General features: G+C 69.0%; 25 protein-coding genes and 1 tRNA gene. 8 read left to right on the top strand and 18 right to left on the bottom strand.

What is annotated here, in order from left to right; translation table 11 throughout:
• Positions 1-7: 7 nt before the first annotated feature.
• From PQI23_RS01255 to galU, 3 genes are all read right to left on the bottom strand, one after another.
• Complete coding sequence (locus PQI23_RS01255) at positions 8-1,057, bottom strand: hypothetical protein (RefSeq protein ID WP_339970792.1); 1,050 nt, start codon at positions 1,055-1,057, stop codon at positions 8-10.
• Positions 1,058-1,150: 93 nt separating this feature from the next.
• Positions 1,151-1,759 (bottom strand): GNAT family N-acetyltransferase, encoded by a 609-nt coding sequence (locus PQI23_RS01250; RefSeq protein ID WP_339970791.1) that lies wholly within the window; start codon positions 1,757-1,759, stop codon positions 1,151-1,153.
• 5 nt (positions 1,760-1,764) lie between these two features.
• Entirely contained in the window at positions 1,765-2,694 is a 930-nt protein-coding gene (gene galU, locus PQI23_RS01245; RefSeq protein ID WP_339970790.1) for a UTP--glucose-1-phosphate uridylyltransferase GalU, read from the bottom strand.
• A 108-nt stretch (positions 2,695-2,802) separates the two neighbouring features.
• Here galU and PQI23_RS01240 point away from each other — a divergent pair, with 108 nt between their 5' ends.
• Both PQI23_RS01240 and PQI23_RS01235 read left to right on the top strand, forming a co-directional pair.
• Positions 2,803-3,357, top strand: coding sequence for a 5-formyltetrahydrofolate cyclo-ligase (locus tag PQI23_RS01240; protein WP_339970789.1), 555 nt, complete (start codon positions 2,803-2,805; stop codon positions 3,355-3,357).
• A gap of 67 nt (positions 3,358-3,424) precedes the next feature.
• Entirely contained in the window at positions 3,425-3,742 is a 318-nt protein-coding gene (locus tag PQI23_RS01235) for an FmdB family zinc ribbon protein (RefSeq protein ID WP_339970788.1), read from the top strand.
• 221 nt (positions 3,743-3,963) lie between these two features.
• Here the strand turns inward: PQI23_RS01235 and PQI23_RS01230 are convergent, their stop codons facing one another.
• The 7 genes from PQI23_RS01230 to PQI23_RS01200 all read right to left on the bottom strand — a co-directional run bounded on the left by PQI23_RS01230 (position 3,964) and on the right by PQI23_RS01200 (position 13,229).
• Positions 3,964-7,677, bottom strand: a complete 3,714-nt coding sequence (locus PQI23_RS01230; RefSeq protein WP_339970787.1) for an AAA family ATPase — start codon at positions 7,675-7,677, stop codon at positions 3,964-3,966.
• Between the two features lie 201 nt (positions 7,678-7,878).
• Positions 7,879-9,219 (bottom strand): uracil-xanthine permease family protein, encoded by a 1,341-nt coding sequence (locus PQI23_RS01225; protein WP_339970786.1) that lies wholly within the window; start codon positions 9,217-9,219, stop codon positions 7,879-7,881.
• 136 nt (positions 9,220-9,355) lie between these two features.
• Positions 9,356-9,745, bottom strand: coding sequence for a cupin domain-containing protein (locus PQI23_RS01220; protein ID WP_339970785.1), 390 nt, complete (start codon positions 9,743-9,745; stop codon positions 9,356-9,358).
• Positions 9,742-11,166 (bottom strand): NAD(P)/FAD-dependent oxidoreductase, encoded by a 1,425-nt coding sequence (locus PQI23_RS01215; protein WP_339970784.1) that lies wholly within the window; start codon positions 11,164-11,166, stop codon positions 9,742-9,744. Before PQI23_RS01215 ends, PQI23_RS01220 begins: the two co-directional genes overlap by 4 nt.
• A 181-nt stretch (positions 11,167-11,347) precedes the next feature.
• Positions 11,348-11,566, bottom strand: coding sequence for an HPP family protein (locus PQI23_RS01210; protein WP_339970783.1), 219 nt, complete (start codon positions 11,564-11,566; stop codon positions 11,348-11,350).
• Positions 11,563-12,297: a CYTH domain-containing protein gene (locus PQI23_RS01205; protein WP_339970782.1), complete on the bottom strand. Its 735-nt coding sequence runs from the start codon at positions 12,295-12,297 to the stop codon at positions 11,563-11,565. Before PQI23_RS01205 ends, PQI23_RS01210 begins: the two co-directional genes overlap by 4 nt.
• Before the next feature lie 32 nt (positions 12,298-12,329).
• Complete coding sequence (locus PQI23_RS01200; protein WP_339970781.1) at positions 12,330-13,229, bottom strand: EamA family transporter; 900 nt, start codon at positions 13,227-13,229, stop codon at positions 12,330-12,332.
• Positions 13,230-13,275: 46 nt separating this feature from the next.
• Between PQI23_RS01200 and PQI23_RS01195 the strand changes: the two genes are divergently transcribed.
• The gene (locus PQI23_RS01195) at positions 13,276-13,875 is read left to right on the top strand and encodes a hypothetical protein (RefSeq protein ID WP_339970780.1); all 600 of its coding nucleotides are present in this window, start codon (positions 13,276-13,278) and stop codon (positions 13,873-13,875) included.
• A 26-nt stretch (positions 13,876-13,901) separates the two neighbouring features.
• Here the strand turns inward: PQI23_RS01195 and PQI23_RS01190 are convergent, their stop codons facing one another.
• Positions 13,902-14,744 carry an alpha/beta fold hydrolase gene (locus PQI23_RS01190; RefSeq protein ID WP_339970779.1) on the bottom strand — a complete coding sequence of 281 codons (843 nt, stop codon included), beginning with the start codon at positions 14,742-14,744 and terminating at the stop codon, positions 13,902-13,904.
• A gap of 89 nt (positions 14,745-14,833) precedes the next feature.
• On the opposite strand from PQI23_RS01190, the gene PQI23_RS01185 reads away from it, so the two are divergent.
• From PQI23_RS01185 to PQI23_RS01170, 4 genes are all read left to right on the top strand, one after another.
• Entirely contained in the window at positions 14,834-15,409 is a 576-nt protein-coding gene (locus tag PQI23_RS01185) for a TetR/AcrR family transcriptional regulator (protein ID WP_339970778.1), read from the top strand.
• A 126-nt stretch (positions 15,410-15,535) separates the two neighbouring features.
• Positions 15,536-15,772 carry a hypothetical protein gene (locus PQI23_RS01180; RefSeq protein ID WP_339970777.1) on the top strand — a complete coding sequence of 79 codons (237 nt, stop codon included), beginning with the start codon at positions 15,536-15,538 and terminating at the stop codon, positions 15,770-15,772.
• Positions 15,765-16,256, top strand: coding sequence for a BLUF domain-containing protein (locus tag PQI23_RS01175; RefSeq protein ID WP_339970776.1), 492 nt, complete (start codon positions 15,765-15,767; stop codon positions 16,254-16,256). Before PQI23_RS01180 ends, PQI23_RS01175 begins: the two co-directional genes overlap by 8 nt.
• Positions 16,257-16,369: 113 nt before the next feature.
• A complete protein-coding gene (locus PQI23_RS01170) occupies positions 16,370-16,612 on the top strand; it encodes a hypothetical protein (protein ID WP_339970775.1) in 243 nt (80 codons plus the stop codon).
• A 61-nt stretch (positions 16,613-16,673) separates the two neighbouring features.
• Here PQI23_RS01170 and PQI23_RS01165 read toward each other — a convergent pair.
• From PQI23_RS01165 to PQI23_RS01150, 4 genes are all read right to left on the bottom strand, one after another.
• Positions 16,674-16,746, bottom strand: a tRNA-Arg gene (locus tag PQI23_RS01165).
• A 224-nt stretch (positions 16,747-16,970) separates the two neighbouring features.
• Positions 16,971-17,729 carry an NlpC/P60 family protein gene (locus PQI23_RS01160; protein WP_339970774.1) on the bottom strand — a complete coding sequence of 253 codons (759 nt, stop codon included), beginning with the start codon at positions 17,727-17,729 and terminating at the stop codon, positions 16,971-16,973.
• A 193-nt stretch (positions 17,730-17,922) separates the two neighbouring features.
• Positions 17,923-19,275, bottom strand: coding sequence for an NADP-specific glutamate dehydrogenase (gene gdhA / locus PQI23_RS01155; protein WP_339970773.1), 1,353 nt, complete (start codon positions 19,273-19,275; stop codon positions 17,923-17,925).
• A 57-nt stretch (positions 19,276-19,332) separates the two neighbouring features.
• Positions 19,333-20,025, bottom strand: coding sequence for a metal-dependent transcriptional regulator (locus tag PQI23_RS01150; protein WP_339970772.1), 693 nt, complete (start codon positions 20,023-20,025; stop codon positions 19,333-19,335).
• 88 nt (positions 20,026-20,113) lie between these two features.
• Here PQI23_RS01150 and serC point away from each other — a divergent pair, with 88 nt between their 5' ends.
• Positions 20,114-21,232 (top strand): phosphoserine transaminase, encoded by a 1,119-nt coding sequence (gene serC, locus PQI23_RS01145; protein WP_339970771.1) that lies wholly within the window; start codon positions 20,114-20,116, stop codon positions 21,230-21,232.
• Positions 21,233-21,438: 206 nt separating this feature from the next.
• On the opposite strand, the gene PQI23_RS01140 is transcribed toward serC, so the two are convergent.
• The 3 genes from PQI23_RS01140 to PQI23_RS01130 form a co-directional block, all read right to left on the bottom strand.
• On the bottom strand, positions 21,439-22,389 hold the full coding sequence (locus PQI23_RS01140) for a class C sortase (RefSeq protein ID WP_339970770.1): 951 nt from the start codon (positions 22,387-22,389) through the stop codon (positions 21,439-21,441).
• Positions 22,390-22,454: 65 nt separating this feature from the next.
• Positions 22,455-23,936, bottom strand: a complete 1,482-nt coding sequence (locus tag PQI23_RS01135) for a SpaH/EbpB family LPXTG-anchored major pilin (RefSeq protein WP_339970769.1) — start codon at positions 23,934-23,936, stop codon at positions 22,455-22,457.
• Positions 23,937-23,977: 41 nt separating this feature from the next.
• Positions 23,978-26,821, bottom strand: coding sequence for a SpaA isopeptide-forming pilin-related protein (locus PQI23_RS01130; RefSeq protein ID WP_339970768.1), 2,844 nt, complete (start codon positions 26,819-26,821; stop codon positions 23,978-23,980).
• Between the last annotated feature and the right edge of the window lie 69 nt (positions 26,822-26,890).

The following is a 26,890-nucleotide window of genomic DNA, read 5'->3' as shown; positions in this document are numbered from 1 at the left end:
CGGCGGATCAGCCAGCGTTGCGCCGGCGGCGGAGTACGGCGTCGAGATCCGGCATTCCGGCCGCGGTGTCGCCCACCACGCCCATATTGCGGAGCCGATTGCTCGCCTCCTGCTGCTGGGCGCGCAGCTCGCGCTGACGCACCTGCTCCCGCGCACGCGCGTCCTCGGCGGCCTGTGCGCGCTGACGCGCGTGCTCCTCCGCCGCAGCAGTCACCGCAGCGGTGTGAGGATCGGGCACCGACTCGGTCGCCTGCTCGAGCTGCTTCCGCACTTCACGCAGCAGCATCGAGTCGGTCTGGTTCTCCTTGGGCGCGGGTCGCTCAGCTCGCGCCCGCGCACGAGCGCGAGCGCGTTCAATGCGCTCGGCGGCAGCGCGCTGCGCTTCCGCGTGCGCTGCGGCCGCGGCAGCCTCGGTAGCCGTGTCGGGGGCCGCGACGTGCTGCGGCGCCGCCTCCACCACCGCATCGGCGATGGCCGTCGTCACCTGCTCAGCCGGCACCGCACGCACGCGAGCGCGGCCGGGCGCGAGCAGCACGAGCGCGCCGCTCGATGCGGCGAAGAGCGCCGCCGCGCCGAGCAGCAGCGACGCCCCGCTGCCACCGATCGCGAACCCTGCACCGACGAGCAGCCCGACGAGTCCGAGCAGGGCTCCCAGCGCCGCCGTAGCGCGCACACGGCGCGCTACGGGTTTCCGCAGCTTCGCGGAACGTTCTGCCGCCGCCTGCTTGCGCTGCATCTGTCGAGCTCGAATCTCTGCACGCACCTGTTCTGCCTCCGCTTCCGCGAGCGCGGCTCGACGCTCTGCATCTTGACGCTTCTGGGCGCTCCGCAGCAGCCGCTCGTGCGCGAGAGCCTCGCGCGCTGTGGCTTCGAGGCGCACCTCCTGGGGAACCTCAGAGGTCTCCGCGAGCAGACGCAGTGTTCGCTGCAATCTGAGCGCGTTCTTCTCGGCGGCGCGGAACTCGCGGCGCCTCGCCCAATTGGGCACCAGCACGGCGCCCCACAGGAGTGCGGCGATCACGAAGATCACTCCCCCGCCCAGTACGCCGCCAGTCATGGGGATCACTGTACGGCGTGCGCGTGAGGCACCATCACCGGCGCGCCGCGATGCCGCCCGAAATGCTCGTCGCGTCGACCGCCACTGCAGAGATCAGTCGTGCACGAGTCGGGCGACGAACCCGGACTGCGCATCTCCGCGCAGTGCGACGAACACCTCGTGATCCCGCCAAGCGCCGTCGATGTGAATGTACGACGTGCGAGAGCCCTCGTGCCGCAGCCCGAGCTTCTCGACCACGCGCAGGGACGCGTCGTTCTCGGGCCTGATGCAGATCTCGACGCGGTGCAGCCCGAGCGCCGCGAACAGATGGTCGATGACGAGCGCTGCAGCCGTCGTCGTGACGCCGCGGCCGGCGACGTGCTCCGATACCCAGTACCCGATCTGCGAGGACTGCAGCGCACCGCCGCTGATCTCGGAGACGCTGAGCTGCCCGACGACGCTGCCGTCGTACAGGATCACGAACGGCATCCCGCTGCCGGCGCGCAGCTGCTTGCGCAGGGTCCGCACCATCGGGCGCATCGACACCGAACCGGGTACGACGCTGCGCCCCGACGGGTGCGTCGCCTCCCACCGCTGCAACCAGGAGCGGTTCTCGGTGAGGAGCCGCCGCAGCGGCTCGGCATCCGACCAGCGGATGATCCGCACGGCCACGCGACCCGCCGAGAGCACCCCCGGGTCCTCGATCTCGCGGCCGAGCGGCACGGCGATCAGCTCTCGGTGCGCTGTGTGCGGAGGCGATCCGCGAAGCCGATGATCCAATCGCTGATCTCGTCGCCCAGCTCATCATGGTCGACGCCGAGCAGCACGTTCGCCTTGATCCAGTCGGCGCGATCACCGGTGTCGTAGCGGCGGCCGCGGAAGATCACGCCGTACACGGGGCCCTCGCCCTTGCCCTCGGCGAGGTAGTTCAGTCCGTCGGTGAGCTGGATCTCACCGCCGCGGCCGGGGGGCAGCTCGTCGATGACGTCGAAGATCTCAGGTCGCAGCACATACCGGCCGATGATCGCGAGGTTCGAGGGAGCCTCTTCGGCGGACGGCTTCTCGACGAGCCCGGTGATCCGCACCACATCGGGATCGTCGGTGGCCTCGACCGACGCGCACCCGTAGAGGTGCACCGATTCGCGCGGCACCTCCATGAGCGCGATGACCGTGGCACCCCGGGAGTCGTGCTCTGCGATCATGCGGTCGAGCAGCGGGTCGCGCGGATCGATGAGGTCATCGCCGAGCAGCACCGCGAACGACTCGTCGCCGACATGGCAGCGGGCGCGTCCGACCGCGTGCCCCAGCCCGAGGGGCTGCCCCTGGCGCAGGAAGTGCACTTCGGCGACCTCGCTCGACTCGCGAACCTTGTCGAGCTTGCCTTCGTCGCCCTTGCGCTCGAGCGAGTACTCGAGCTCGGGAACGCTATCGAAGTGATTCAGCAGGTTGTCCTTGTTCCGGCCCGTGATGATCAGCACGTCCCCCAGACCGGCCGACGCCGCCTCTTCCACCACGTACTGGATGGCCGGCTTGTCGACGATCGGAAGCATCTCCTTCGGCATGGCCTTGGTGGCCGGAAGGAAGCGGGTGCCGAGTCCCGCGGCCGGCACTACGGCCTTCGTCACCGAACGGCTTTGGGTCGCGCGCGTCTCAGTCATAACGCCAGCCTATCCGTTGCACCTGAGCCAACAAAGTCGCGCCGATGGGCTCGCGTCGCACCTATGCTGGGTGCTATGCCTCGGGATGCGCGCTCTGAGAAGATCGCGGTGAGATCGTCCGTACGGACGCGCAGGATCGCGGTGAGCGCTGAGGATCGCGAACGCCGCCGCGCAGGATTCACGGAACACCTGACCGCGCTCGTCGCCGAATCGGGAGCGCAGTCGATCTCCGCGTATGTGCCGCTCGGGAACGAACCCGATGTGAGTGGTTTTCTGGAGTGGTCGCGGGAGACCGGGCTGCGCGTCCTGCTGCCCGTGTCGCTGCCCGGGCACCGGATCGAGTGGGCCGTGGACACGGGCGCCCGCGTTGAGGGCCGTCATGGAATCGCCGAGCCCGAGGGCCCGAGATTCGGCACGGAAGCGGCCGCCGACCTCGATCTGCTCATCGTTCCCGCCTGCGCGGTCGATGCGACCGGAACCCGCCTGGGGTGGGGGCTCGGGTATTACGACCGCATGCTCGGTTCTCTGCGGCGGCGCCCCCCGGTGTATGCGGTCGTCGATGATGAGGACGTGTACCCGACGCTCCCCCGGGATGCGCACGATGTGCCGGTCACCGGTGCGGTCACCTCGACGCGCATCCTGCGGTTCGCCGACCTCGCCTGAGCATGTCGACCGCGGTGGCGGCTGCCCGCGATGAGCCACCGCGCCCGAGCGGGTATCATTGATGCTTGTGCCTACGTACGCTTACCGTTGCTCTGATTGCGGCCACGCCTTCGACATCTATCAGGCGTTCACCGACTCCTCGCTGACCGAGTGCCCGGAGTGCGGCGGCACGCTGCGCAAGGTGTTCGGCTCGCTGGGGGTCACTTTCAACGGTTCCGGCTTCTACCGCACCGATTCCCGATCCTCGGGCGGGTCGAAGGCCGGCTCCGGTTCCGATGCGAAGAAGTCGGATTCCGGCTCGAAGGCCGGCTCCGGGTCGAGTGTCGGATCGGGCTCGGGCTCGTCATCGACCTCTTCATCGGCCGGATCCTCGTCTTCGAACTGACGCCGGCTATCCCCAGTGGGGCGGCCGGTCGCGTTTGAGCGCCTCGTCGTGCGGGGAGGAGGAGCCGCCCGCGGCTGCGCTCTCGCCCCAGCCTTCCGGCCGGTCTTCGGATGCGCGTCCGTTCAGCGGATGCAGCGAGGGGTGCTCGTCCACGCCCGGCGCTGACGGCCGCGTCGCCCTTCGGGAGCGACGACCTCGCGGCTGATCCTGATCGTGCGCGCTCATGCGCGACCCGGTTCGGCCGCGCCCTCTCCCGCCTCGTACCCGACGATGCGCGCAATGCGGAGCGCCACCTCATCGGGATCGGCGAAGAGGTCGAAGCTCTGCACCCGGTGGTAGTGCCAGCCGAGGCGGCGCAGCACCGCGGGCCGCAGACGCAGCGAATCACGCAGACTGTCGCCGCCGTACTCGCCCGAGGCGCCGAGATCGAGGTCGATCGCGATGGCCCGGTCGCCGAGCGAGGCCGCGAGCGGAATCGCGCCGCGGTAGTCCATCGCGACGGTCAGACCGAGCGCCTCGAGACGATCCGCGAGTTCGCCGAGCATGGGATCGCGCTCCGCGGGGAGCGACGGCGCCGTCGGTTCCGGGTGCTCGAACGAGAGCAGTTCGGCGAGTTCGACGACTCCGTGCTTGATGCGGGCGCGATCGAGATCCTCCGGCTTGAAGCAGCTGACGATCGTCATCGCTCGACGTGCGCGCGTCATCGCGACCGCGAGGAGCCGCTCCCCGCCCGGTCGGCCGAGGCCGCCGAAGTTCGAGAGCACGCGCCCGTGCGGCGTGCGACCGAAGCCGATCGAGAAGATCACACGATCCCGGCTCTGCGCCGTCGCCTGCTCGAGCGTGAGCACGGCGAACGGCTCCGCGCGCTCGCCGAGCAGGAAGTCGCGGTACTGCGGAAACTTCGAGAAGGCCTGCAGCACGGCCTGGTACACCCGCACGGCATGGCGCTCGCTCGCGGTGATCACCATCAGCGACTCGCTCGAGCGGTCGCTCGCGTGCTGCAGCACCAGCTGCACGACGCGCTCGACTTCGGCATCGGTGCTCTCGACCGCTCCCGTCTGCTGGTCGGGCAGTCCCTGACCGCCGCGCACGAACTCGTACGTCAGGCTCGAGTGGTTCAGGAAGCTTCCGGCCCACGGCAGCGACTGGATGGCGCCGCCGTAGAAGCGGGTGTTCACGAGGTTCGTGAGGTCCTCGCCCCCCGCCCGGTAGCTGCGCGTCAGCGTCAACGTCGGCAGCACGCCGCCGAGCTGCGCGAACGCAGAACTGCGGTGCAGGGCGTCGGCGTCGACGGCCTCGCGATCCTCATCGGTCGCGCCGACCGCGATATCGAAGTGCGACGGAGTCTGCGTCATGGTGTCGCCGAACGCGACGACCTGATCCGCACGACGGATCGCGCCGAGGTTCTCGGCGAGGGTCGTCGCCCCAGCGTCGACGACCAGGACGGCGTCGAAACGCATCGAATCGGGGAGCATGGCGACCTCGTAGGGCGACATCGTCCAGACGGGGGCCAGCACGCCGAGCAGGTTCGGAGCGCGCTGCGCGAGCGAGTGCGGCGACACGTAGCCGCTGCGCAGCGCCTCGCGCATGGCGAGCGCCTCCTGCTTGAAGTCGAGCACCGCGATGCGCCATGCGTCCGAGAGCGAAGCCGCGAGGAGCGCGCCGTTCGCTCCCGCGTGCGCGTCGTCGACGAGCCGGAAGTCGGCCTCCAGCCGCTCGATCACGCTCGTGTTGGCGCTCAGCAGCGCCTCATTGCTCTGCAGCATGCGCTCGAGCACCGACTGCCACCAGGCGAGCTCGAGCTCGTCGGCGACGTCCTCGGCCGGAACGTGGCGCGCCGAGAGATCGTCGAGGAGCGGCTCCAGGTGCGCCGACCGCATGCGCTCGACGATCGCCGTGCGCTCCTGAATGTTCTGCAGCACCTCCGACTCGCGGGCGAGATCGGAGATGCGACTCGCCAGCCGCGACAGCGACTGCGTCTTCAGACGATCGGCATCTGCCGTCGTGCCGAGCACGCGATCGAGCGCGTCGAGATCTTGATACGCCGACTGGAAGGCGACCACGACGTCGGAGATGCCGAGCGGCACCTCGGGGCGGGCGCCGACGACGGTCGTGTAGCGCTGCCACAGCACGCGCTGCTGCTGAATCTGCACCAGGCGGGAGTACATGTCGGAGATGTGCACGCCCGGGCGCACATACTCGCGGGCGAGTTTGCGCAGACGACGCTTGTTCGCGGCCGACATCTCGTCGTCGCCCCGCGGCGCATGCGCGGCGATGACCTCGGTGAGCGAGCGGTCGTAGACCTCGGGGGTGAAGCGGTCGAGCGTTTCGCGGATGCCCATGAGGAGACGGAGGTACACGCCGAGCTCGGCGATCGTCTCGTACGGGCGCATCGACGTCTGCCCCACCAGCTCGTTCGACATCGAGATCAGTCGCGGCAGCTGCGACTCCGCGAGATCTACGGCGGTGCCGTACGCCGAGCGCGCCTCCTCCGTCGTCGCGAAGCTCACGCCGTACCACGGAGAATCCTCGGGGCCGTACTGGAACTGCCCGAGACGGGCCACCTCGGTGAGTGCTTCGGCGACCGAGGTGCGATCGAGCGTGAGCTGCCCGAGCGCCTGGTCGTCGAGGCGCACCGTGGTGCTCGGCGGCCGCTCCTCCAGCGAGAGTGCCGTGAGCTTGCGCAGCGCGTCGAGCGGAGAGACGCCGAAGCGCTCGTCGGGGGCGGCGAGCGCCGACTGATAGTCGAGCAGCACGCCCCGCAGCCGCACGAGTGCTTCGTCGACATCGCGCAGGTGCTCGGTGCGCGCATTCTCGTTGCGGCTGATCGACTCGACCAGATTCCGGCGCAGACGCCGAGGGCTCACCGACAGGCCCGCGAGACCCACACGGCTCAGTCGATGGGTGATGCCGTCGAGCGTGGCTCGTCGCGGAGAGACGACCAGCACGCGCTTGCCGGCGCGCACGAGGTTGCCGATCGCGTTGACGACCGTCTGCGTGCCCCCCGTACCGGGGAGCGTGTGGACGACGAGCGAGTGGCCCGCGTCGATCTGCGCCAGCACATCATCCTGCTCGGCGTCCGCATCGTAGAGCGACCGGTCGGTGTCGGGCGAGCGATCGTCGGGCGGCGTCGCCGTCACGGGACGGTACGCCGCGGCGAGCTGACGCTTGGCCGGCTCATTGCCGCAGACGGCGGCGAGAACGGGAGAGGTGAGATCCTTCGCGTCGGACACCATCGACTGCGCGACGTTGTGGAAGGACGAGACCACCAGACGCGGTTGCACGACGAACCCCGGCACGCCGGCGGCCATCTGGCGCAGGCGATCGATAACGGGTTGCGGCTTGAAGACCCCCTCCGACTGCGACAGCTCGATGAGGGAGCGCGCGTCGACGCTGATGCCGAACTGCTCGCGCATCGCGCGGATCAGCTCGGAATTGACGACGGGGAACTGCTTCAACTTGAGTTCGAAGTCACGCCCGTAGCGGCGGATCGCGAGCGGGCGCAGCAGCACGGGGGCGCAGAACTCCTCGCCCTCGAACTCCCACTTGGCGATTCCGACGCCGAGGTTGACCGTCTCGAGGCCGCGAACGGTGCGCATCTCGATGGCCTTATCGGTGACGCGCCCGGCAGCCGCGCGCGCATGGCGCAGAGCGAGATCGTCGCGGATCAGAGCGGAGAGGAGAATCTTGTTGCCCGTGATGAACTGCGGAAGCCCGCCCGGGTGCGTCGTGGAGAGCTCGATGCGGTTCGCGGGTCGATCGTCGAAGTGCAGCAGCGCATTCTTCCCGCCGATGCTCGCCAGTTCGCGGCGCCAGTCCGCGTGTTCGTCCGCGTACGCATCCACGAGTGACACCGGTCCGCTCAACTCCGCTGCGAGATCGGCTTCATCGCGCGGCGCGGGTGCGGGCGCCGTTGCGAGCGCACCCTCGTTCACCGGCTGATCCGAGGGCTCCGGGGCATTGGAGCCCCCTTCCGAATCCACGCCGTTCGCGCGCGTGGAAGATGACTCGGCGCTCTCCGCGCCGCGGCCCTTTTCGGGTCGCCGTAACCGATCTACACTCCACACACCGCCACCCTACGCAGAACTCCGGGGAATCAGCGCTGATTTCCCGGAGTTTCGCGGCGCGTCGCCGTCTCAGTCGCGCGATGCGCCGGTCACCACGGGGTCGGCCACCCGCACTTCGCCGCCGCGCACCTTCGCCAGCCCGCGCATCAGGTGGTAGACGACGACGGCGGCGATCGTGCCGAGCGCGATGCCGTTGAAGAGCACCGAACCGATCTGCAGAGTGAAATCGGCGATGCCGACGATGAGCGGCACGGCAGCCGAGAACTGATTGATCGGCTTCGAGAAGTCGACGCGGTTGTCGATCCAGATCTTCACGCCGATCAGACCGATGAGGCCGTACAGCGCGACCGTCACCCCGGCGAGCACGCCCGAGGGCACCGAGAAGATGATCTCGCCGACCTTCGGAGAGAAGCTCAGCAGCACGGCAAAGACGCCCGCCACCCAGTAGGCGGCGGTGGAGTACACACGCGTGGCGGCCATCACGCCGATGTTCTCGCCGTAGGTGGTGGTGCCCGATCCCCCGCCGAAGCCCGCCAGCATCGTCGAGACGCCGTCCGCGAGAAGCGCCCGCCCCGTGAGCGGATCGAGGTCGCGCTTCACCATCAGCCCGACGCTCTTCACGTGGCCGACGTTCTCGGCGATCAGCACGAGCACGACGGGCAGGAACGCGGGCAGCAGCCCCCAGAGCGTCGGGTCGGAGAACGGGTTGCCCACCGCGTGGAAGGTGGGCAGGCCGAGCCAGGGAGCATCGGCGACCTTCGAGAAATCGAGCTCGCCCATGAACGCAGCCGAGACGTACCCGACGACCATGCCGAGCACGATGGAGAGTCGGCCGAGAAGGCCGCGGAACAGCACCGTGATGAGCAGCACCGCGGTGATCGTGATGAGCGCGACCCACCCCGAGAGCTCGGTCGCGTTCCAGTTGTTCTTCACCGTGGGCGCGAGGTTGAAGCCGATGAGGGCGACGATCGCACCCATGACCACCGGCGGCATCAGCGCGTTGATCCATCCAGATCCGAAGCGGTGCACGAAGAGGCCGACGACGGCCATGAGCACGCCGATCGCGAGGATGCCGAACGACGCGCGGCCGAGGTCGGGATTCTCGGGGTCGCCGCCGGCGGTCGCGGCGAGAATCGGTGCGATGAAGGCGAACGAGGAGCCGAGGTAGCTCGGCAGCCGGTTGCCGGTGATCAGCAGGAAGAGCAGCGTGCCGAGACCGGAGAAGAACAGCGTGGCGGTGGGGCTGAAGCCGGTGAGCAGCGGTACGAGGAAGGTTGCGCCGAACATGGCGACCACGTGCTGCGCCCCGAAGCCGATGGTGCGCAGCCAGCTCAACCGCTCCTCGGGCAGTACGATCGCCTCCGGCGCGACGTGCGAGCCGTCTCCGTGCTGCTTCCAGGTGAGTGCCATCGGTGCTCCTCAGGGGTTCCGGATCGCGATGCGCTGCGCGACCACCCCTTCGAGCGCACAGCCAAGCTCATATCCTAGTGCTCGGCGGGCGATGCGCTCGCTCCGGCCGGGTCGAGCGGATCAGCGCGTCACCGCATCACTCCCCGGAGGCCTCCGCGACGTAGACCTTGCGGATGTGATCGGTCACCGTCCACCGCGTCCTGGTTCCCGCTGCCAACCGCATGATGTCGCCTGCAGCGACGTCGAAGACGCGGCCGGCCTCTTCGGGCGCACCCGGAACCTCGAGCAGCTCGATCGAGGCCCCGCCGCTGAGCACGATGAAGATCTCGTCGACCTCCGTATCGGTGACGGTGCCGCCGCGCAGCTCCCAGACCCCGAGTTCGGCGCCGCCGATCCCGCCGAGCTCCGCGATGCCCTGGTGCGGGCTCCCGGCGACCGTCTCCTCGGCGTCGACGGCATCGAGTGCGACATCGAGACGGGTGCCGTGCAGGGCGGCGTTGCGACCCTCGGGCAGCAACTCGCTCACGAGTCGAATCCGAATCCGACGGCGTCCATCGTCTTGAGGAACAGGTTGCGCTTGCCCCCGTTGTGATCCGCCCGATCGAAGGACCAGCGGAAGAGGTTGACCCCGATCGACGCGGCTGGCTCGGGCGGGAACGGCAGCGGCATCTGCTTCACCATCTCGAGCTCGGTGCGCTCGGTGACGCGGCCCTCGAAGCGGTCGACCATCACGTCGGCCGCGAAGTGCGTGGCCCCCACCCCGAGACCGGTGAAGCCCGACACGTACTGCACCCGGCCGCCGTGCGCCTGGCCGAAGAAGGCGCAGAAGCGCGTGCTCGAATCGATCGCGCCCGCCCAGCGATGGGAGAACTTGACGCCCGCGAGCTGCGGGAAGGTCGTGAAGAAGTGGCTCGCCAGCTTGCGGTGGCTCTCCATGCGATCCTCGTACTCGCGCTTGATGCGACCGCCGGCGTGGTAGACCGCATCGTAGCCGCCCCAGAGAATGCGGTTGTCCTTGGTGAGCCTGGAGTAGTGGAACTGGTTCGCGAGGTCGGAGAGCCCCTCGCGCCCCTCCCACCCGATCGACGCCAGCTGCTCGTCGGTGAGGGGTTCCGTCATCAGCACGTAGTCGTACACCGGAATCGTGTGGAAGCGATAGCGCTTGAGCAGCGACGGGAACACGTTCGTGCACAGCGCGACGCGCTCCGCTACGACCGCGCTGCCGTTCGCGATGGTGAGGCGGATCGGCTCCTCGGCCGATCCGTCGAGCTTCTGCACCGGCGACCCCTCGTAGATCTCGACGCCGATCTCGGCCGCATGCCGGGCCAGCTCGAGCGCCATCCTCGCGGGGTGGATGTTCGCGTTCTCACTCGGCGAGAACTCGCCGCCGAGGAACGTCGGCGAAGCGATGCGCTGCTGCACAGCGTCGCGGTCGAGGGTGACGACGTGCTCGTCCTCGCTCTCGCCGAGCCACTCGACCTGATACGGCTCGTTCGCGACCGACAGAGCGCCGTTGCGCTCGAAGTCGACATCGAGGCCGTGCTCGGTGACGAAGCGCTCGATCGCGTCGAGGTTCTCGTAGCCGATGCGACGCAGCGTGCCCGTCTCGTCGGGCCACCGCGATTCCGCGTTCGGCTCGCCGTGCGTGATGCTGGCCTCGCAGAACCCGCCGTTGCGCCCGGACGCCGCCCAGCCGATGCGCACTGCCTCGATGAGCACGACCCGACGATCCGGGTGCTCGGTCTTGAGCTTGATCGCCGTCCAGAGCCCCGAGAAGCCGCCGCCGACCACGGCGTCGTCGACCTGCTGGTCTCCGCTGAGCTCGGGATGCTTCGGAGCCCGGGCCGCCACGTCGTCCGTCCAGAAGCAGGAGAACTTCGTATCGGCGAGCGCGTCGTCGATCACGTGCGCTGCGGGTGCTTGCGTTTCGAAAATGGTGGGGTGCATGGATTCCTCGTCCTCGATGTCCGTGACGATCCTCGCACATTCACGCTGCCGTGTACACCACCTGATCGTCTCATTTCGACGCAATCATGCGCGCGCACGGAGTAAACTCGCCGAATCCGCAACATCTCGGCGCGTTTTCTCGCGGAATCAGCAGGTTCGACTCAGCGCGCCGACTGGGCGCTCATGTCTGATCGCTCGGGGGCTTCATGATGGCTCCGGTCGCGAGCCCCATGGCGAGCCCGGCGGGAAGCCAGAGCCAGAACTGCGTCAGAGCGCCGAGCACGACGCCCATGATCGCCCCCATCACGAGACCGACGATGATCTGCTTGCGCCGCGCACGCGGCGACGGCGGCTCGGAGGACGGGGTGCTCCGTTCGCGGGAGTTCGACTTCCGGCTCACTCGGGCGCTCCTTCCACTCGGGGATCAGCATCGGCACTGGCGGCGGCTCGATCCGCCCGGTCGAGCGCCTCGAGCGCCTCGATCCGTTCCGCGTCGGCTCCCCCGTGCCGCGCCGCCTCGACGAGCCGCCCCGTCGCGCGCGCGATCTTCGCAACGCTGAGCGACGGCGATGCGCCGGCACCGAGCAGCACCGGCTCGATGACGTCGAGGGCGGTTCGCGGGGCACCGGGCAGGAGCTCCGCCTCCCATTCGCGCCAGACGCGCGCGATGCCGGTGACGCGGTCGAAGGCCTCCACGCGGTCATCCGCGACCTCGACGAGCTCCGCACCACCCTCATCGGCGAGCACGACGACCGTGCGCTCCGTGCTGAGCTCGGCTATCGGGGCGATCGCGTCTGCCGCGCCGCCGATCCGCTCCCGCAGCTCGGAGCGCAACCCATCGGGCATCTCGTCGCTCAGCGGCCAGTAGAGCTCGCGCACGCCATCATCCCCGCGCTGCTTCAGGTGCCATCCCGCGTCCGCCCCGCCGTGCCGCACTCGCAGCGCGAGCCCGCGTCGCGCCAGATCTGCGTCACTCGTGTCGAAGTAGATGGCCGAGAGCTCGTACGTGATCGGCGACGCAGCATGCAGCCCCACCTCTGAGAAGGCGGATGCGGGCGGCAGCAGGAGATCCGCCGCGACCTCGTACTTGCGCTCAATCTCGAGCGACTCCTGACCGGCGTTCTGGCTCATTCGCCCAGTCTACGTCGGCCGCGGCCTGCGAGTCAGGGAGCCCGCTCGGGAGGTCCACCACGCTCGGCCGCCCCTCCCCCGGCCGACCAGACGATGCCCGCGCCGGCGAGCACGACGAGTGCGACGCCCCCGAGCGCGACCGGAGACAGCACCTGACCGAGAAGCAGCGCGCCCACGATCGTGCCCACGACCGGATCGAATGCGAAGAATACGCCGAGCACTCGGGCCGAGGTGAGCCTGCCCGCGAGGGTATCGACGGTGAACGCGAGTGCAGTGCCGAGGAGCGCCGATGCGATCAGCGGCAGCAGATGCGGAGGTGCGATCAGCGGAATCGTGGGAACCGAGAACGGCAGGGTGAGGATCGCAGCGACCACGACCGACAGCGCGACCCCCTGCAAGCCGCCGCTCGCATGCCCCACCCTGGCGGCCAGCAGGGTGTACAGGCCGAACGACGCCCCCGCGAGCAGCCCGAAGACGATGCCGAGCGGATCGAGCGGTCCGCCGAATCCCGCGATCAGCGCAACCCCGAGCAGAGCGACGACCGCCAGCAGTCCCTCGCGCACGCGGCGGGAGGCGAACAGCGCCACCGCGCACGGGCCGAGGAAGTCGAGGGTCGTGGCGATCCCGAGCGGAAGGCGATCGACCGCGAGATAGAGCATCGCGTTCATCGCCGCCATCGCGACGCCGTAGAGCACGATCCCGAGCCACTCGGCGCGGGATCGCCCGCGCAGCTTCGGACGGAAGAGAACGACCAGGATGACGGCCGCAATGGCGAGGCGCATCGAGCTGGTACCGAGCACGCCGAGCGGCTCGAAGAGTCCGACCGCGAAGACCGCCGAGAGCTGCACCCCCGTCGCACCGACGAGCACCAGGAGCATCGCACGGATGATGGCATCGCGGCTGAAGCGGTGAACGGCCTGCACGGAGCTCATCAGACCGAGCTTAGTGTCCGTTCCGCCCCGGCGTTACACTGTGCGGGTGTCCGAGCCCTCTGATCCCCCGGTGTCGCCGGCCCCCTCCGAGCGACCCGCGACTCCTGCGTTCGAGGCGGCCGTCGAGCGCGCTCGAGCGGCATGCGTCGCCACGGCCGCGCGCCTCACCGCATCGGCCGTTGCGCGGGAGTACCTGGCCGAGTACGTTCCGCCGCGCCGACGGTTCCTGCGCATGAAGCCCGCCGCCATGCGTCCGATGGGCGAGGCCTGGCGCATCGGAGCACTGCTGCTCACCGCCTCGGGCGAGCTCTTCGAGCTCGGGCACGCCACGCGAGCGGCGGAGCGCGGACGACCCGGCTACCAATCGGTGTCGCGGGAGGAGCGGCGGGAGATCGCCGCATCCGCGCTGCGCGGCGGGTACGCGGTCGGAGATGCCGTGAACTACGACGCCGTCCCGGTTCCGCTCGACGCCGCGTCGCCCGCGACCCGCGCGGCGCTCTCAGGCGACGGAGCAGTGGGCTTCGAAGCGGGAGAGGTTCGGGTGCGCTGGAGGGCCGGCGCCCCGCTCTCGGGTGCGCCGGCCCTCAGCACATTCCTCTCGGAGCGAGCCAATCTGCTGATCGATCCGCCATTCGGCGCAGACTGATGGACCGCGCCGCTCGTTCCGCCTGATTACTTCGCGAGGAAGGTCGCGAGCGCCGCGTTCACCTCTTCGGCGTGCGTCCACAGCAGACCGTGCGGCGCCCCCTCGACCTCGACGTAGTCGGCGTTCGGCACGAGCTTGCTGAAGCGACGCGCAGTCGCATCGATCGGGAGGATGTTGTCCGCCGTGCCGTGGAGGATGAGGGTCGGCTTGCCGCTCTCCCGCACTGCGTCGACATCGCCGCGGAAGTCCTCGATCCACGTCGGCACGACCGCGTACGCCGCGACCGGCGCGCTCGACGTCGCGACGTTCCAGCTGCCGGTCACGGCCTCCTGGCTGATGCGCGATCCGAGCGTGTCGTCGAGATTGTAGAAGTCGGAGAAGAACTGGGTGTACCAGGCGTACCGATCGGCCTTCGCCGATTCTGCGATCCCATCGAAGACGCTCTGCGGCACTCCCTCGGCGTTGTCGTCCGTCTGCACGAGGAAGGGCTCGAGCGACGCGAGGAACGCGAGCTTTGCGACGCGCTCGTGGCCGTACCTGCCGACATAGCGCGCGAGTTCCCCGGTGCCCATCGAGAAGCCCACGAGCACCACGTCGCGCAGATCGAGCGTCTCGAGCACGGTGTTGAGGTCGGCGGCGAAGGTGTCGTAGTCGTAGCCCTCGTTCACCTTCGACGAGTTGCCGAACCCGCGGCGGTCATAGGTGATGACGCGGTAGCCGGACGCGAGGAGCTCGCGAGTCTGTCGCTCCCAGCTGTGCCCGTTCAGCGGATAGCCGTGGATCAGCACGACGGGCTGCCCGCTGCCCTGATCCTCGTAGTACAGCTCGATCGGGGCGCTGTTCTCGGTGCCGACGGTGATGTACCCCATGATGTGCTCCTCCTTCCGGCGAGAACGATCGTTCTCGCTCGGGTTTCACTGTACGAGAACGAGCGTTCTCTGTCAAGTACACTGGAAATATGGATGAGGACGAAGCACGCGAGCGCATCGCGAGCACCGCGGAGGATCTCTACTACCGCAAGGGCTTCTCCGCCGTGGGAATGGATGAAATCCGGTCGAGTGCCGGCGTCTCCCTGCGACGCCTCTACGCGCTCTTCCCCTCGAAGGACGCGGTGATCACCGAGGTGCTCGCGCGCAGGCACCGGGAGTGGGAGAGCGGCCTCTCCGAGCGCGTGGCCGCAACAGGCGACGACGCCCGCAGCCGGTTGCTCGCCGTGTTCGACTACCTCGACGGCTGGTTCCGCGATCCCGCATTCCGCGGGTGCGCCTTCATCAACGCATTCGGGGAGCTCGGCGGCACGCAATCGCACGTCGCCGAGATCGTGCAGGATCACAAGGCGTCCTTCCAGCGATACATGGCGGGGTTGGTGCGCGCCGCCGGGGGATCCGAACTGCTTGCGGCCCAGCTCTCGATTCTCGCCGAGGGCGCCCAGAGCACCGCGGCGATCGGCAACGACCCGTCTGCCGCCCAGCACGCGCGTCGCGCGGCCGAAGTGCTGATCTCCCATGCGACCGCGAACTCTGAGAGCGCCTGACAAACCGGCGCGCCCTCCCCTCCGAGGGCGGTCGCCGATACACTTGTCGGGCGACCGGGGTACGCCGATGGCCACCCGCTGCGCCAGCTCGGCGCCGATCGAAGCGGTCGCAGGAAGGCTCAGGTCATGAGCACGATCAGCCCCCCGAACACCGACGTCGTCTGGGCCGAGGTCGAAGCCGGCTTCTACGTCGGGAGCCGGAGTGGAGAGTTTCTCGGCTACGTCGATGTGGAAGCCGAGACGAAGAACGTCGTCTGCGACATGTACTCGCGACCCGTCGGCGAGTACGCCTCGCTCGCGGAAGCGATGCACGCACTCGAATCCTTGCAGCCATCAGAGGAAGGGGCGGCCACCGTTGCCTGAGTCACATCCCACCACCGGAAGCGTGCCCCTGCCCGAAGGGACACTGCGCTCACTCGTCTACTCGAGCGAGGCGATCACCCGCTTCTACCAGGAGGACCTCGACGCCCTCCTCGTCCAGGCACGTGCGCACAACGAGTCGGTCGGCATCACCGGCATCCTGCTCTACAAGAACGATCAGTTCATCCAGTTCCTCGAAGGCCCTCCGTCTGAGGTCACCGCGCTCATGGAACGCATCGGGCAGGATCCGCGGCACACGAACGTGCGCATCCTCATCGACGAGCTGACGCTCGAGCGTCAGTTCGACGAGTGGACCATGGGCTACCAGCCGATGAAGAATCAGTCCTCCACGGTGCTCCCCGGCTTCCGCGACTCGTTCGCCGATATCGCGCAGTCGCCCGACGCTCTCACCACGGGGCGTGCGGCGAAGGAGCTCGCGCTGTGGTTCCGTGTGCGCGCGGGTAAGGCGGCTCGCGCCGCAGCGTAGCCCGACACCGACCGGACCGCAGCCCCTTCGCGCTTCCCGCGCGGAGGGGCTGCGTCGTTCCCGGCGCCGCATTCGTGCTGTGCCCGGCGAGACTTGGCGGCTACCCTCGAAGTATGGCTGAGCAGGAGGAGCACGACCGCGAGGAGTCGAAGGACGACGAGAAGCTCGCCCTCTACGTTGCTTACGGGGTTCCGTTCGGACTGATCGCCGGTGTGATCATCGGCACGCTGATGGACAATGTCGGCCTGTGGATCGCGCTCGGCCTCACATTCGGCGTACTCGGCGGCGTCATCGCGTTCTCCGCGCGGCGCGGAAGCGGCTCGGGCGACTCACGCAACTCGGACGCGCAGGAGTAGGCGCGATCATCGCAGTTCGCGCGATCGCCGCAGTTCGCGCGATCCGCGCCCTGCACGAGGGTGCCCCGGATAGGAATCGAACCTACGACACCTTCTTTAGGAGAGAAGTGCTCTATCCACTGAGCTACCGGGGCGAGGCTCCGTTGAACGGGCCCATGCGAGTCTAGCGCACCGACCCCTCCCCCTTCACCCAGTGCGAGCGGGGTCACTTTCGGAGTGTGTTGCGATGCGCCGCGACGCCGACACACTCCCGAAGTGACCCCGCTCGCAGATTTGGGGGGGGGGGGGAGAGGCGGAGGGAACGCGAAAGCGGGCGGGGTCGAAACCCCGCCCGCTTTCACGTGTGTACCCGTTCGCGTTAGAAGCGCACCACCGTCAGGCCGGTCTCGCCACCGGGAGCGATCGGCCCGATGCGGGTCGTTCCGCCCCAACCGCCGTGCACGGCCTGGCCGTTGCCGATGTAGACGCCGACATGCTGGCCGGGGAAGACGAGGATGTCACCGGGAGCGTAGTTGCCGCTCGTGACCACGGTGCCGCCGAGTGCGGTGTACTCGTGCACCTGCGTGCCGAGGTCGCCGGCGGGAATGCCGACCGCGCGGAGCGACTTCTCGACGAGAGCGGTGCAGTCCTGGTTGACGCCGAGCTGAGCGAGCGCCGCGTCGACGATGCCCTGAGCGCCGCTTCCCGGAGGCACGTCGCCTTCCTGAGGAGCTGCGGGCTCTTCGCTGGCTGCGGGAGCGCCGGCCTCGGCGGGCGCGGCCTGCGCCGCCGCCTGCTCGGCGGCCAGCTCCTCGGCCTCGGCTGCCTCAGCCTCTGCCTTATCGTCAGCTGCCTTCTTCTCGGCGGCGGTCGCCGTAGCATCGCTGCCCTCGGCCGTCTGGACCACGTTCGCCACGGTCTCGGCGTTGTTCGTCTGCAGCGTCTGCGCGGCCAGGAACCCGTCGGGGAGACCCTCGGGGGCGGGGCTCGTCGCGTACGCCGGAATGGAGAACGTGCCGACCATGCCCAGGCTCAGTGCAGCTGCGCCGGCCATCTGTACGATCCGCTTCGCCCGAGACGGGGTCTTCCCGACGAGCTCGCTCGGAAGCACGACGTCCGTGCTGGAGTGCTGAGTCACGTGTATATCTGCCTAACTGTTGCCAACTGGTGTCTGCGTCAGTTGCAGCCCGTTCGGGCCGCGACCGTTCAAGGGTAACCGAACATCACGAATATGTCACGCTCAGGTCACGAAACCTTCAAGTACCGCTGAAACATGCGGCTCTATGCGCTTCACGGAGCCGCACGATATCTCGATACCGAGCGAAAGCGAATCAGATGACGCCCTGCGCGAGCATGGCGTCAGCGACCGTCTCGAACGCCGCGGAGTTCGCGCCGAGCACGTAGTCGCCGGCCCGCCCGTACCGCTCCGAAGCTGCGTAGGTCGACGCGTGCACATCGCGCATGATGTCGCGCAGGCGCGACTCGCTCTTGTCGCGGTCCCACCGCGAGCGCGCGGCGTTCTGGCTCATCTCGAGCGCCGAGGTCGCCACGCCTCCGGCGTTGGCCGCCTTACCCGGGGCGAAGAGCACACCGGCGTCGCGGAACAGGGCGACGGCTTCCGGCGTCGCCGGCATGTTCGCTCCCTCGGCGACGGCTCGCAACCCTCCGGCGATGAGCCTGCGGGCGTGCTCGCCGTCGAGCTCGTTCTGGGTCGCGCACGGGAATGCGAGCTCGCCCGCGACATCCCACACCGAACCCGTCGACACGAAGTGCGCCCCCGGCCGGCGTTCCGCGTACTCGGAGATGCGGGCGCGCTCCACCTCCTTGATCTGCTTCAGCAGGTCGACGTCGATGCCGCGCTCGTCGACGATGTACCCGCTCGAGTCGGATGCCGTGATCGCCGTGCCCCCGAGCTGCTGGATCTTCTCGATCGCGTACGTCGCGACGTTGCCCGAGCCGGAGACGACCGCGCGACGTCCCTCGATCCCCTCGCCCGCGCGCAGCAGCATCTCCTCGGCGAAGAACACCGCGCCGTACCCGGTCGCCTCGGTGCGCACCTCCGCGCCGCCCCAGCCGATTCCCTTGCCGGTCAGCACGCCGGCTTCGTAGCGCTGGGTGATGCGGCGGTACTGCCCGAACAGGTAGCCGATCTCCCGGCCGCCCACTCCGATGTCTCCGGCGGGAATGTCGGTGTGCTCGCCGATGTGATGCACCAGCTCCGTCATGAAGCTCTGGCAGAAGCGCATGACCTCGGCATCGCTCTTGCCGCTCGGGTCGAAGTCCGATCCGCCCTTGCCCCCGCCGATGCGCTGCGAGGTGAGCGCGTTCTTGAAGATCTGCTCGAATCCCAAGAACTTCACGACCGACAGATTCACGCTCGGATGGAAGCGGAGTCCCCCTTTATAGGGGCCGAGTGCGGAGTTGAACTGCACCCGGTACCCGCGGTTCACGCGCACGCGCCCCGCATCGTCCGTCCAGGGCACCCGGAAGATCAGTTGACGCTCGGGCTCCACGAGTCGCTCAAGGATCCCTGCCTCGATGTACTCGGGGCGCTCGGCGAGCACCGGCTCGAGCATTTCGAGCACCTCCCGCACCGCCTGCAGGAACTCGGGCTCGGCGGCGCTCCGCCGGGCGACGGTTTCGGCGACGTCGTGCAGGTGGGCGTCAGGGGTGAGCAACGTCAATGTCGACTCCTCGGGGGTGCGGTCTCTCCTGCGAGACGGATCTACTGCGAGACGGATCTACTGCGAGACGAAGATGTGTGCGGCGACCTCCGTCGGCAGGTCGATCGCCTCGTTCGATCCCTCGACCTCGACGTGGACGGTGTGCCCGCTGCGACTGAAAAAGGCCTTCTTCCCGGGGAGCACGCCCGCAGCGGCGAGCTGCTCGAGCAGTTCCGGATCGACCTGCAGCGGTTCGGCCAACCGCTTGATTCGGGCTACCACCGTGGCGTCCGGGTCGATGAGCAGTTCGGTGAGCCCCGTCACACCGGTCTGGAAGGAGCCGGCGCGCACGGCGCCCAGCTCGTCGAGCCCCGGGATGGGGTTGCCGTAGGGCGACTCGGTGGGATTGCCGAGGATGCCCAGCAGCTTGCGCTCCACCTGCTCGCTCATCACGTGCTCCCAGCGGCACGCCTCCTCGTGCACGTACGCCCATTCGAGGCCGATCACGTCGGCGAGCAGCCGCTCTGCGAGACGGTGCTTGCGCATGACGTGCACCGCTTTGCTGCGGCCGTCGATCGTCAGCTCGAGGCGTCGATCGTCGGTGACCACGACGAGGCCGTCGCGCTCCATGCGTCCGACGGTCTGCGACACGGTCGGGCCCGAATGACCGAGGCGCTCTGAGATACGAGCGCGCAGGGGGACGATCCCTTCCTCCTCGAGCTCCAGAATCGTGCGGAGATACATCTCGGTCGTGTCGATCAGATCCGTCATCGCCGTCCTTTCGGGTCCGTCGTCCAGCTTAGGCCATCGCGCCCTCGCGACGCGGTCCGGGCGGCCCGCGCTCGATAGAATTGCGCTCATGGCTGACATCACGATTCCCACTGAGCTTCTGCCCGCCGACGGACGCTTCGGCTGCGGCCCCTCCAAGGTGCGCGACGAGCAGCTCGCGTTCCTCGGTTCGCTGCAGCCAGGCGTTCTCGGCACCTCGCACCGCCAGGCTCCGGTGAAGAACCTCGTGGGGAGCGTGCGCTCGGGTCTCGCCGAACTCTTCCGTGCGCCGGAGGGGTACGAGATCCTTCTGGCGAACGGCGGTGCGACGACGTTCTGGGACTCGGCGGTGCACTCGCTCATCGAGCGCCGCAGCCAGCATCTGACGTTCGGCGAGTTCGGAGCGAAGTTCGCCAAGGCGGCGAGCGCGGCTCCGTTCCTCGAGGAGCCCGATGTGCGTGCGGCCGATGCCGGATCCCGTTCCGCCTCGGAGCCTGTGGGCGGCGTCGACGTCTACGCGTACCCGCACAACGAGACGTCCACGGGCGTCATGGCGCCCGTGCGACGTGCGGCCGGAGACGCCGGCGCGCTCACCGTCGTCGACGCGACCAGCGGCGCCGGCGGCATCGACTTCGACGCGCGGGAGGTCGACGTCTACTACTTCTCCCCGCAGAAGAACTTCGCCTCCGACGGCGGCATCTGGTTCGCCCTCGTCTCCCCCGCCGCGATCGAGCGCATCGAACGCGTCACCGCTTCGGGGCGCTACATTCCCGAGACGCTGAATCTCGCCGGAGCCATCGAGAATTCGCGGAAGAACCAGACGCTCAACACCCCGGCGCTCGCGACGCTCGGCATGATGGACGAGCAGGTGCGCTGGATCAACGCCAACGGCGGTCTCGAGTGGGCGGCCGCCCGCACGGCCGAGTCGTCCGGCGTGCTCTACGAGTGGGCGGAGCGCACCTCGGTCGCCACTCCGTTCGTCTCGGATCCGGATCACCGCTCACAGGTCGTCGTCACGATCGACTTCGATGAGACCGTGGATGCTGCCGCCATCTCGAGCGCGCTGCGCGCAAATGGCGTGGTCGACACCGAGCCGTACCGCAAGCTCGGGCGCAACCAGCTGCGCATCGCCACGTTCACGGCGATCGACCCGGATGACGTGCGCGCTCTCGTCACGTCGATCGACTACGTGCTCGAGCGGCTGGGCTGAAGGCCACGAGTCTCCGCTCGCCCCGGCGGCGCGATGGAGCTGCGCCGCGCAGACCGTCGGGCCCGGATGCATAGGGGGTAAGTTCCGGGCCCGACGGGAAGCGGGGGCTGCGATCGCTCCGGCACGGCCGGGCGGCACTCGCAGCCGCGGATCCGCTTCTGTTTCGGGGCGTCGATGCGGAGGAAGGCCGCGGGCGCCCCGGTCTTTCAGCTATGTGTCGTGAACTCGCTCCTCTCCGGAGGCCGCGCCGGGTATGCGCCGCGACGGCTCGCCCACGCCAGATACACGCCGACGGCGGCTGCGCTGCCGAGAGCGGCCAGCGCCCACCACGGGAACCCCGGCACGTTCGGGGTCTCGCCCGCGCGGTCGATCTCGGCCTGCGGCGTCGGGAGGACGCGTTCTCCGGTCACCAGAATGCGATGGCTGTTGATGCCGAGCGGCGTGCAGGTGACGAGCGTCATGAGGTCGGCGCCGTGCTGCGGAACGAGGGATTCGGTCTCGTCGGGTTGCACGACCCGGCTCTCGACGACGCGGTACACGAGCACCTCGCCGAACACCTCGGCCGTGAACGTGTCGCCGACGCGCACCCGGTCGAGGTGGGTGAACAGCTCCGACGTCGCAAGCCCGCGGTGGGCCGTCAGAACGCTGTGCTGCGACGCTCCGCTGACCGGAAGCGAGGTGCCTTCGAGGTGGCCGACGCCCCGCCGCAGCGTCGAGTCATCGGTGCCGTGATAGATCGGAAGATCGAGGGCGATCGACGGGATGCGCAGACGGCCCATCGCCCCTTCCGCGTCTGCTCTGAGGAGCCGATCGTAGGCATCGGCCCCAGCCGCGGTCGAGACCCCGGTCGCCTCCGGCACGTTGGCGTGCTCCGCGAGCAGCGCCCCGGCGACCAGCGCATCGTTGTACGACTGCGCACGGGAGATCTCGGCCGCGAGCGCCCCGCCCGCTTCGCCGTGCACCTCGGACCCGACGCTGCTGATCACCCGCGACTGCTCGAGCTGCGAGAACCAGGCCGCGGCGGAGGGGTAGAGGAAGACCATGACCCCGACGAGCGCGAGCAGGCATGCGGCGGTGGCGCCGTACGGCACGCGCTGACGGGCGGTCGGCGCTGCATGAGCGCGACGCGCTCCGCGATCCTCCAGCGTGATGCTCATGACGTCCCCTCCTCTCCCAGCTGGGCCGGAGCCGGGCGTTCTCGCCCGGCTCCGGGTCTGATGATCTACCGCTGCGCGCCCCGCTTGCGCCTCGCCGCGGTCAGTGCCGAACCGACGGCGATGAGCATCAGAGCCGCTCCCCCGGCCATGAACGCCGTGGTGCCCGTCGAACCGGTGAGGGGCAGGTTCAGGCCGCGCTGCTGCGTGTTCTGAATCGAGACCGCCGCGACGCTCGCGGCGTCGCCCGCAGTCACGGTCACCTGCGTCCAAGCGGCGTCCCCCGCCGGCAGCACGTACCCGGCCGGGGCCTGCGTCTCTCGCACCCAGTACGTCTTGGTGAGCGTCGCACCGTTCCCGACCCAGAGCCCCGCGACCGAGACGACGCCGTTCGCATCGCTGGTGAGCGTACCGACACCGGCGACCTCGGGGCCGCCCTTCGTCTCGTGCAGGGTGAACTCGGCGCCGACGAGCGTGCGGTTCGGCTGCTGAGCCGCGGTTTTCACGATGCGCAGCGGCCCCCAGTTCGTCTGCGGACGGTCGGTCTCGCGAATCGAGTCGTTCACATTGACAACGGCCCGGTTGGAGATCTTGCCACCGGTCTCGCCGCTTCCCAGCGCCGTCACCTGCGTCGAGAGCTCGACCGTCACCGCCGACTTCCCAGCGAGCTGTTCGAGCCCCGCCGGGGTGAGCGTCACGACGGTGTTGGGGCCGTTCGGCGCGGGGAGGGCAGCGGGCTGCAATGTGTAATCAGTGCCGAGCGTCAGAGGTTCGCCGTCGAGCGCGACGGCGACCGCGGACAGTGTGAGACGGGTGTCCAGCTGATCGGTGACCACGAACTTCCGGTACGTGTCGCCGATTCCCAATGCGGGGACGGGCGCCGTCACGGTCCAGTTCACCGTCGAACCGAGCACGAGACCCTCGGGGTCTGCGACGGTCTTCGTGGGAACGGTCGTGTTGAGCTTGTTCTTCGGATAGACGTGCACGTCGTACAACCACGAGCTGTCCGAGGCTTCGGGGTAGGGCACCGAGACGAGGAAGGGCTGGGCGGGCGAGACGACCGGGTTCGGGCCCGGGTCGGTCTCGACGACGAGGTAGAGACCGAACGGGAGGTCGTCGGCCGTCGCAACGCCGCCACCGGCCGTGGTCACCGACGGCGTGGCCGCCGGAACGAGACCGTACGGCGCCGTCGACACGTTCGCGGAGGTGGCGCCCTGCGCCTGGTCCCATCCGGCAGCGGTGGTCAGATCGATCGCCGAACCGTTGTAGGTCACTCGCTGCAGACTGAACTGCACGCCGTCGAGCCCCGCGCCGAGCGCTTCAACGCTCGCGGGCGAGGTGACGACCGTGCCGTCGCCGGCCGAGCCCGGGTCGCCCGCGTGCTTGTGGATGGTGAGGCTTCCCGTCGTGCCGACGATGTTCGAGATGTCGGGAGCAGCGACGGCCTGCGCGGCCGAGCCGACGGACACTGCGCCGAGCAGCGCCAGGGCCGCGGCCCCGACTGCGGCGAGCGCGCGCCTCGCGAACGAGTGACGTTCTGCACGTTTCATGATGTTTTCCTCTCTGTGGGACGCTTCGTCGCGTTCCCGTGTCACAGTGCTGGGGTTATGGAAGCGGTGATTCGGGCGCGCAGCATGCGCATCCGATGCGCGATGAACGCGGTGAGGATCGCGGCTGCCGCGATCCCGAGGCCGCCGAGTGTGAAGAGCTGCGAGCCGAGGCCGCCGGTCAGCGGAAGTGCGACGCCCGGCTGCTGAGCATTCGTGATCGCACCGCGGTCGATGATCGTGCCCGCGTTCTCGGCGGTGACGGCGAACGCGAATTCAGCACCGCCGACGTACCCGGGCGGAGCCTCGGTCTCGGTCACCGTGTAGTCGCCCCAGTCGAGCCCCTCGAGTGCGAATGCGCCGAGCTCGGGATCGACATCGGGGCCGGTGCACGGCGCGCTGGTGCAGTCGGTGATGGACGTGCTCTCCGCATCGGGTCCGGGCCCCGTGATGCTCCAGACCGAACCCGCGAGCACCTCGCCGCCGATCTCCGAGGTCTTGGTCCATCGCACCCCTCCGGGGAGGTCGCGGTTCGTGATCGTGCACGTCACGGATCCGCCGTTCGGAACCGAGAACGCCCCTGCCGCCGACACCGGGAGCGAGGTCGCGCCATCGACGCAGTTCCACGCGCTCGGCGCATACCCGGCGCCGCCCGACTCCGTGAGGGCGTACGTTCCCGGGGCGACCGTGGCCCGGGTCACGGCGGGCTGACCGGTCTTGCCGCTGATCGTGCTGGGCCCGGCCCCGGTCAGCGTCCAATCATCTACATCGCTCGTGCCGCCGTGCGCGTTCTCGACCCGCTTGACGAGTGTGAGCTCGGCGGTCGGGGGATCCTGCCGATTGACGATCGTGCAGCTCGTGATGAGTGCGCCGTTCACCGGCACGGAGAACCCGTTCGCCAGTTGGGTCACCGGCCCTGCGGCGTTCGTGCACCTCGCGCTCTCGAACGTGAAACCGGGTTGCTGCACCTCACTCACGGTGAACGTGCGGTTCGCGGTGTCGGGGAAGACGAGCGAGAAGTTCGTGCCCGTTTCGGTGGTGGTCTGCGCCACCGGCGCACGATCGGGCACGTCGAGCTGCCCGGTGAAGTTCCACCCGGGCGCATTGTCATCGATGAGCGTGCCATCGGCGGCTCGCGTCTCCTTGATCACCGTGACACTGCTGGCGCAGTTCTTCGTCGCGATCTGCTGCAGCGTCTGTTGCAGGGAGGCGAACCCCGACGAGAGGAAGTAGTCGTTGCCCTCGCTCAGCCCGGTGATCGCCTGGAGGTTGAGGTGGGAGTTGGCGCTCAGGCCGACGCCCACGCCGAGCATCTTGGTCGCGGACCCGCTGGGACCGGTCGTGGCCTTGATCGCGTTCGCCGACATCGCCGCCTGCTCCACCATGCGGAACTGCACGTCGGTGTCGGTCGTCGTTCCCGGCCCGTAGGTCGTCGGATCGCCATCCGTCAGCATCAGCACCATGTCATACGCCCCGGTCGCCTGCACGAGCCGAAGCGCGGCATCCCAGTTCGTGAACCCGTCGCCCTGGGAGGGCAGGCCCGCCTGGATCCGCTGAGCCGCGCCGAGGTACCCGGAGTTGCCGGCCGCCGACCCCGGAACCGAGAGGTTGTACGCCGTGCCGCCGTTCAGCACTCCCGCGGTGGTGCTGAAGCTGAACATGGTCGCCCGCGAGGGCGTGCCGCCGAGCCCTGAAGCGCCGACGAAGTTCTTCGCGGCATTCTTGAACTGCGTCATCTCGTTTCCGTTGATCGAGGTCGACGTATCGAAGACCATCGCGATCGAGATGCCGCACACTTCGGGGAACCGCGGGTTGTCGCGAACGTCGACCCATGCGTCGCTCACCGAAGTGCTCGGGAGATTGCGATCCGCGGTGACGTTGCGCGTCACGTTCTGCGAGCCCGTGCCGACGGCGACGCGGAACTGATACGGCGTGACGGCCTTCCCCTGGTCGTACGCGCCCGTACCCAGGCTGCCGATCGCGCGCCACCCGGCGGGACTCGCGGTCTCCCGCACCCAGACGCCCTGAGGATGCGCGTTCGGCACGGTGATCGTGCAGATGCCCTGAGCATTCGTGATGCACGACCCCAGCGACGGCCCGGTCGGTCGAGCCGAAGACCCCGCGGTCGACGCGTACGCCTCGTAGGTCGCGCCGGGTACCGGGGATCCGGCCGTGAGCCCGGGCCCCGTGCGATCGCCGATCTTCGTGATGCGCAGCGTGGTCGTTCCCCCGGCTTGCGCGTCGAGGCGGAGGTCCTTGACGGAGCGCTGCTGAACTCGACCGGGCTCCGATTCGGCGCCCTCCGGCGCTGGAGCCTCGGGTTCGGCAGCCGACGGCTCCCCTTCCATCGGCTCCTCCTCGATCGGCTCCTCCTCGATCGGCTCCTGCTCCACAGGCTCCTGCACTGCGGCTACAACGACGGGCGTCGCCGCGGCGCCGGGATCTGCGGCGGTCACCTGCTGCCATTCCGAGTCGCCGGCTGCACGAAGGCGGTAGGTGTCGCCGGCCCGCACGTCCACGGAGATCGCAGGATCGGCATCGGCGCCGAACCGCTGCAGCATGAGTGACGCCGGCTCGCCATCGAGGTCGTTCGCGGACCCGTCCGCGATCGTCGCAGACACCGCGGTCGCCCACTGCGCTTCGCCGCCGTCATCCGGAATCGATTCGTCTCGCGGGCCCTGCACGTCGAACACGGCCCCCGCGACGGCGGCGCCGCTCGCGTCCACGGCGATCCAGCGCAGCGCGCCCGGGGTCGCAGCGGGATCGCCGGTTGCGCCGGCTCCGGGGGCGTCGGCGATCTCGGCGGCGCCGGCGGCGCCGGATTCGACCGGAACAGCCTCCGAGGCGAGTGCCGGCCCGGCCCCGAGCAGGAGGACCGCGCCCACCACGACTGCGGTTGCGGCCGATCTCGTACCCCTGCGGCGGATTCCCGCAGCCGGCCGTATCGATCGAGCTCG

This window comes from Leucobacter sp. USCH14 (genome assembly GCF_037619215.1).
Lineage (GTDB): Bacteria > Actinomycetota > Actinomycetes > Actinomycetales > Microbacteriaceae > Leucobacter.
This window is presented reverse-complemented; position numbering and strand designations above follow the sequence as displayed.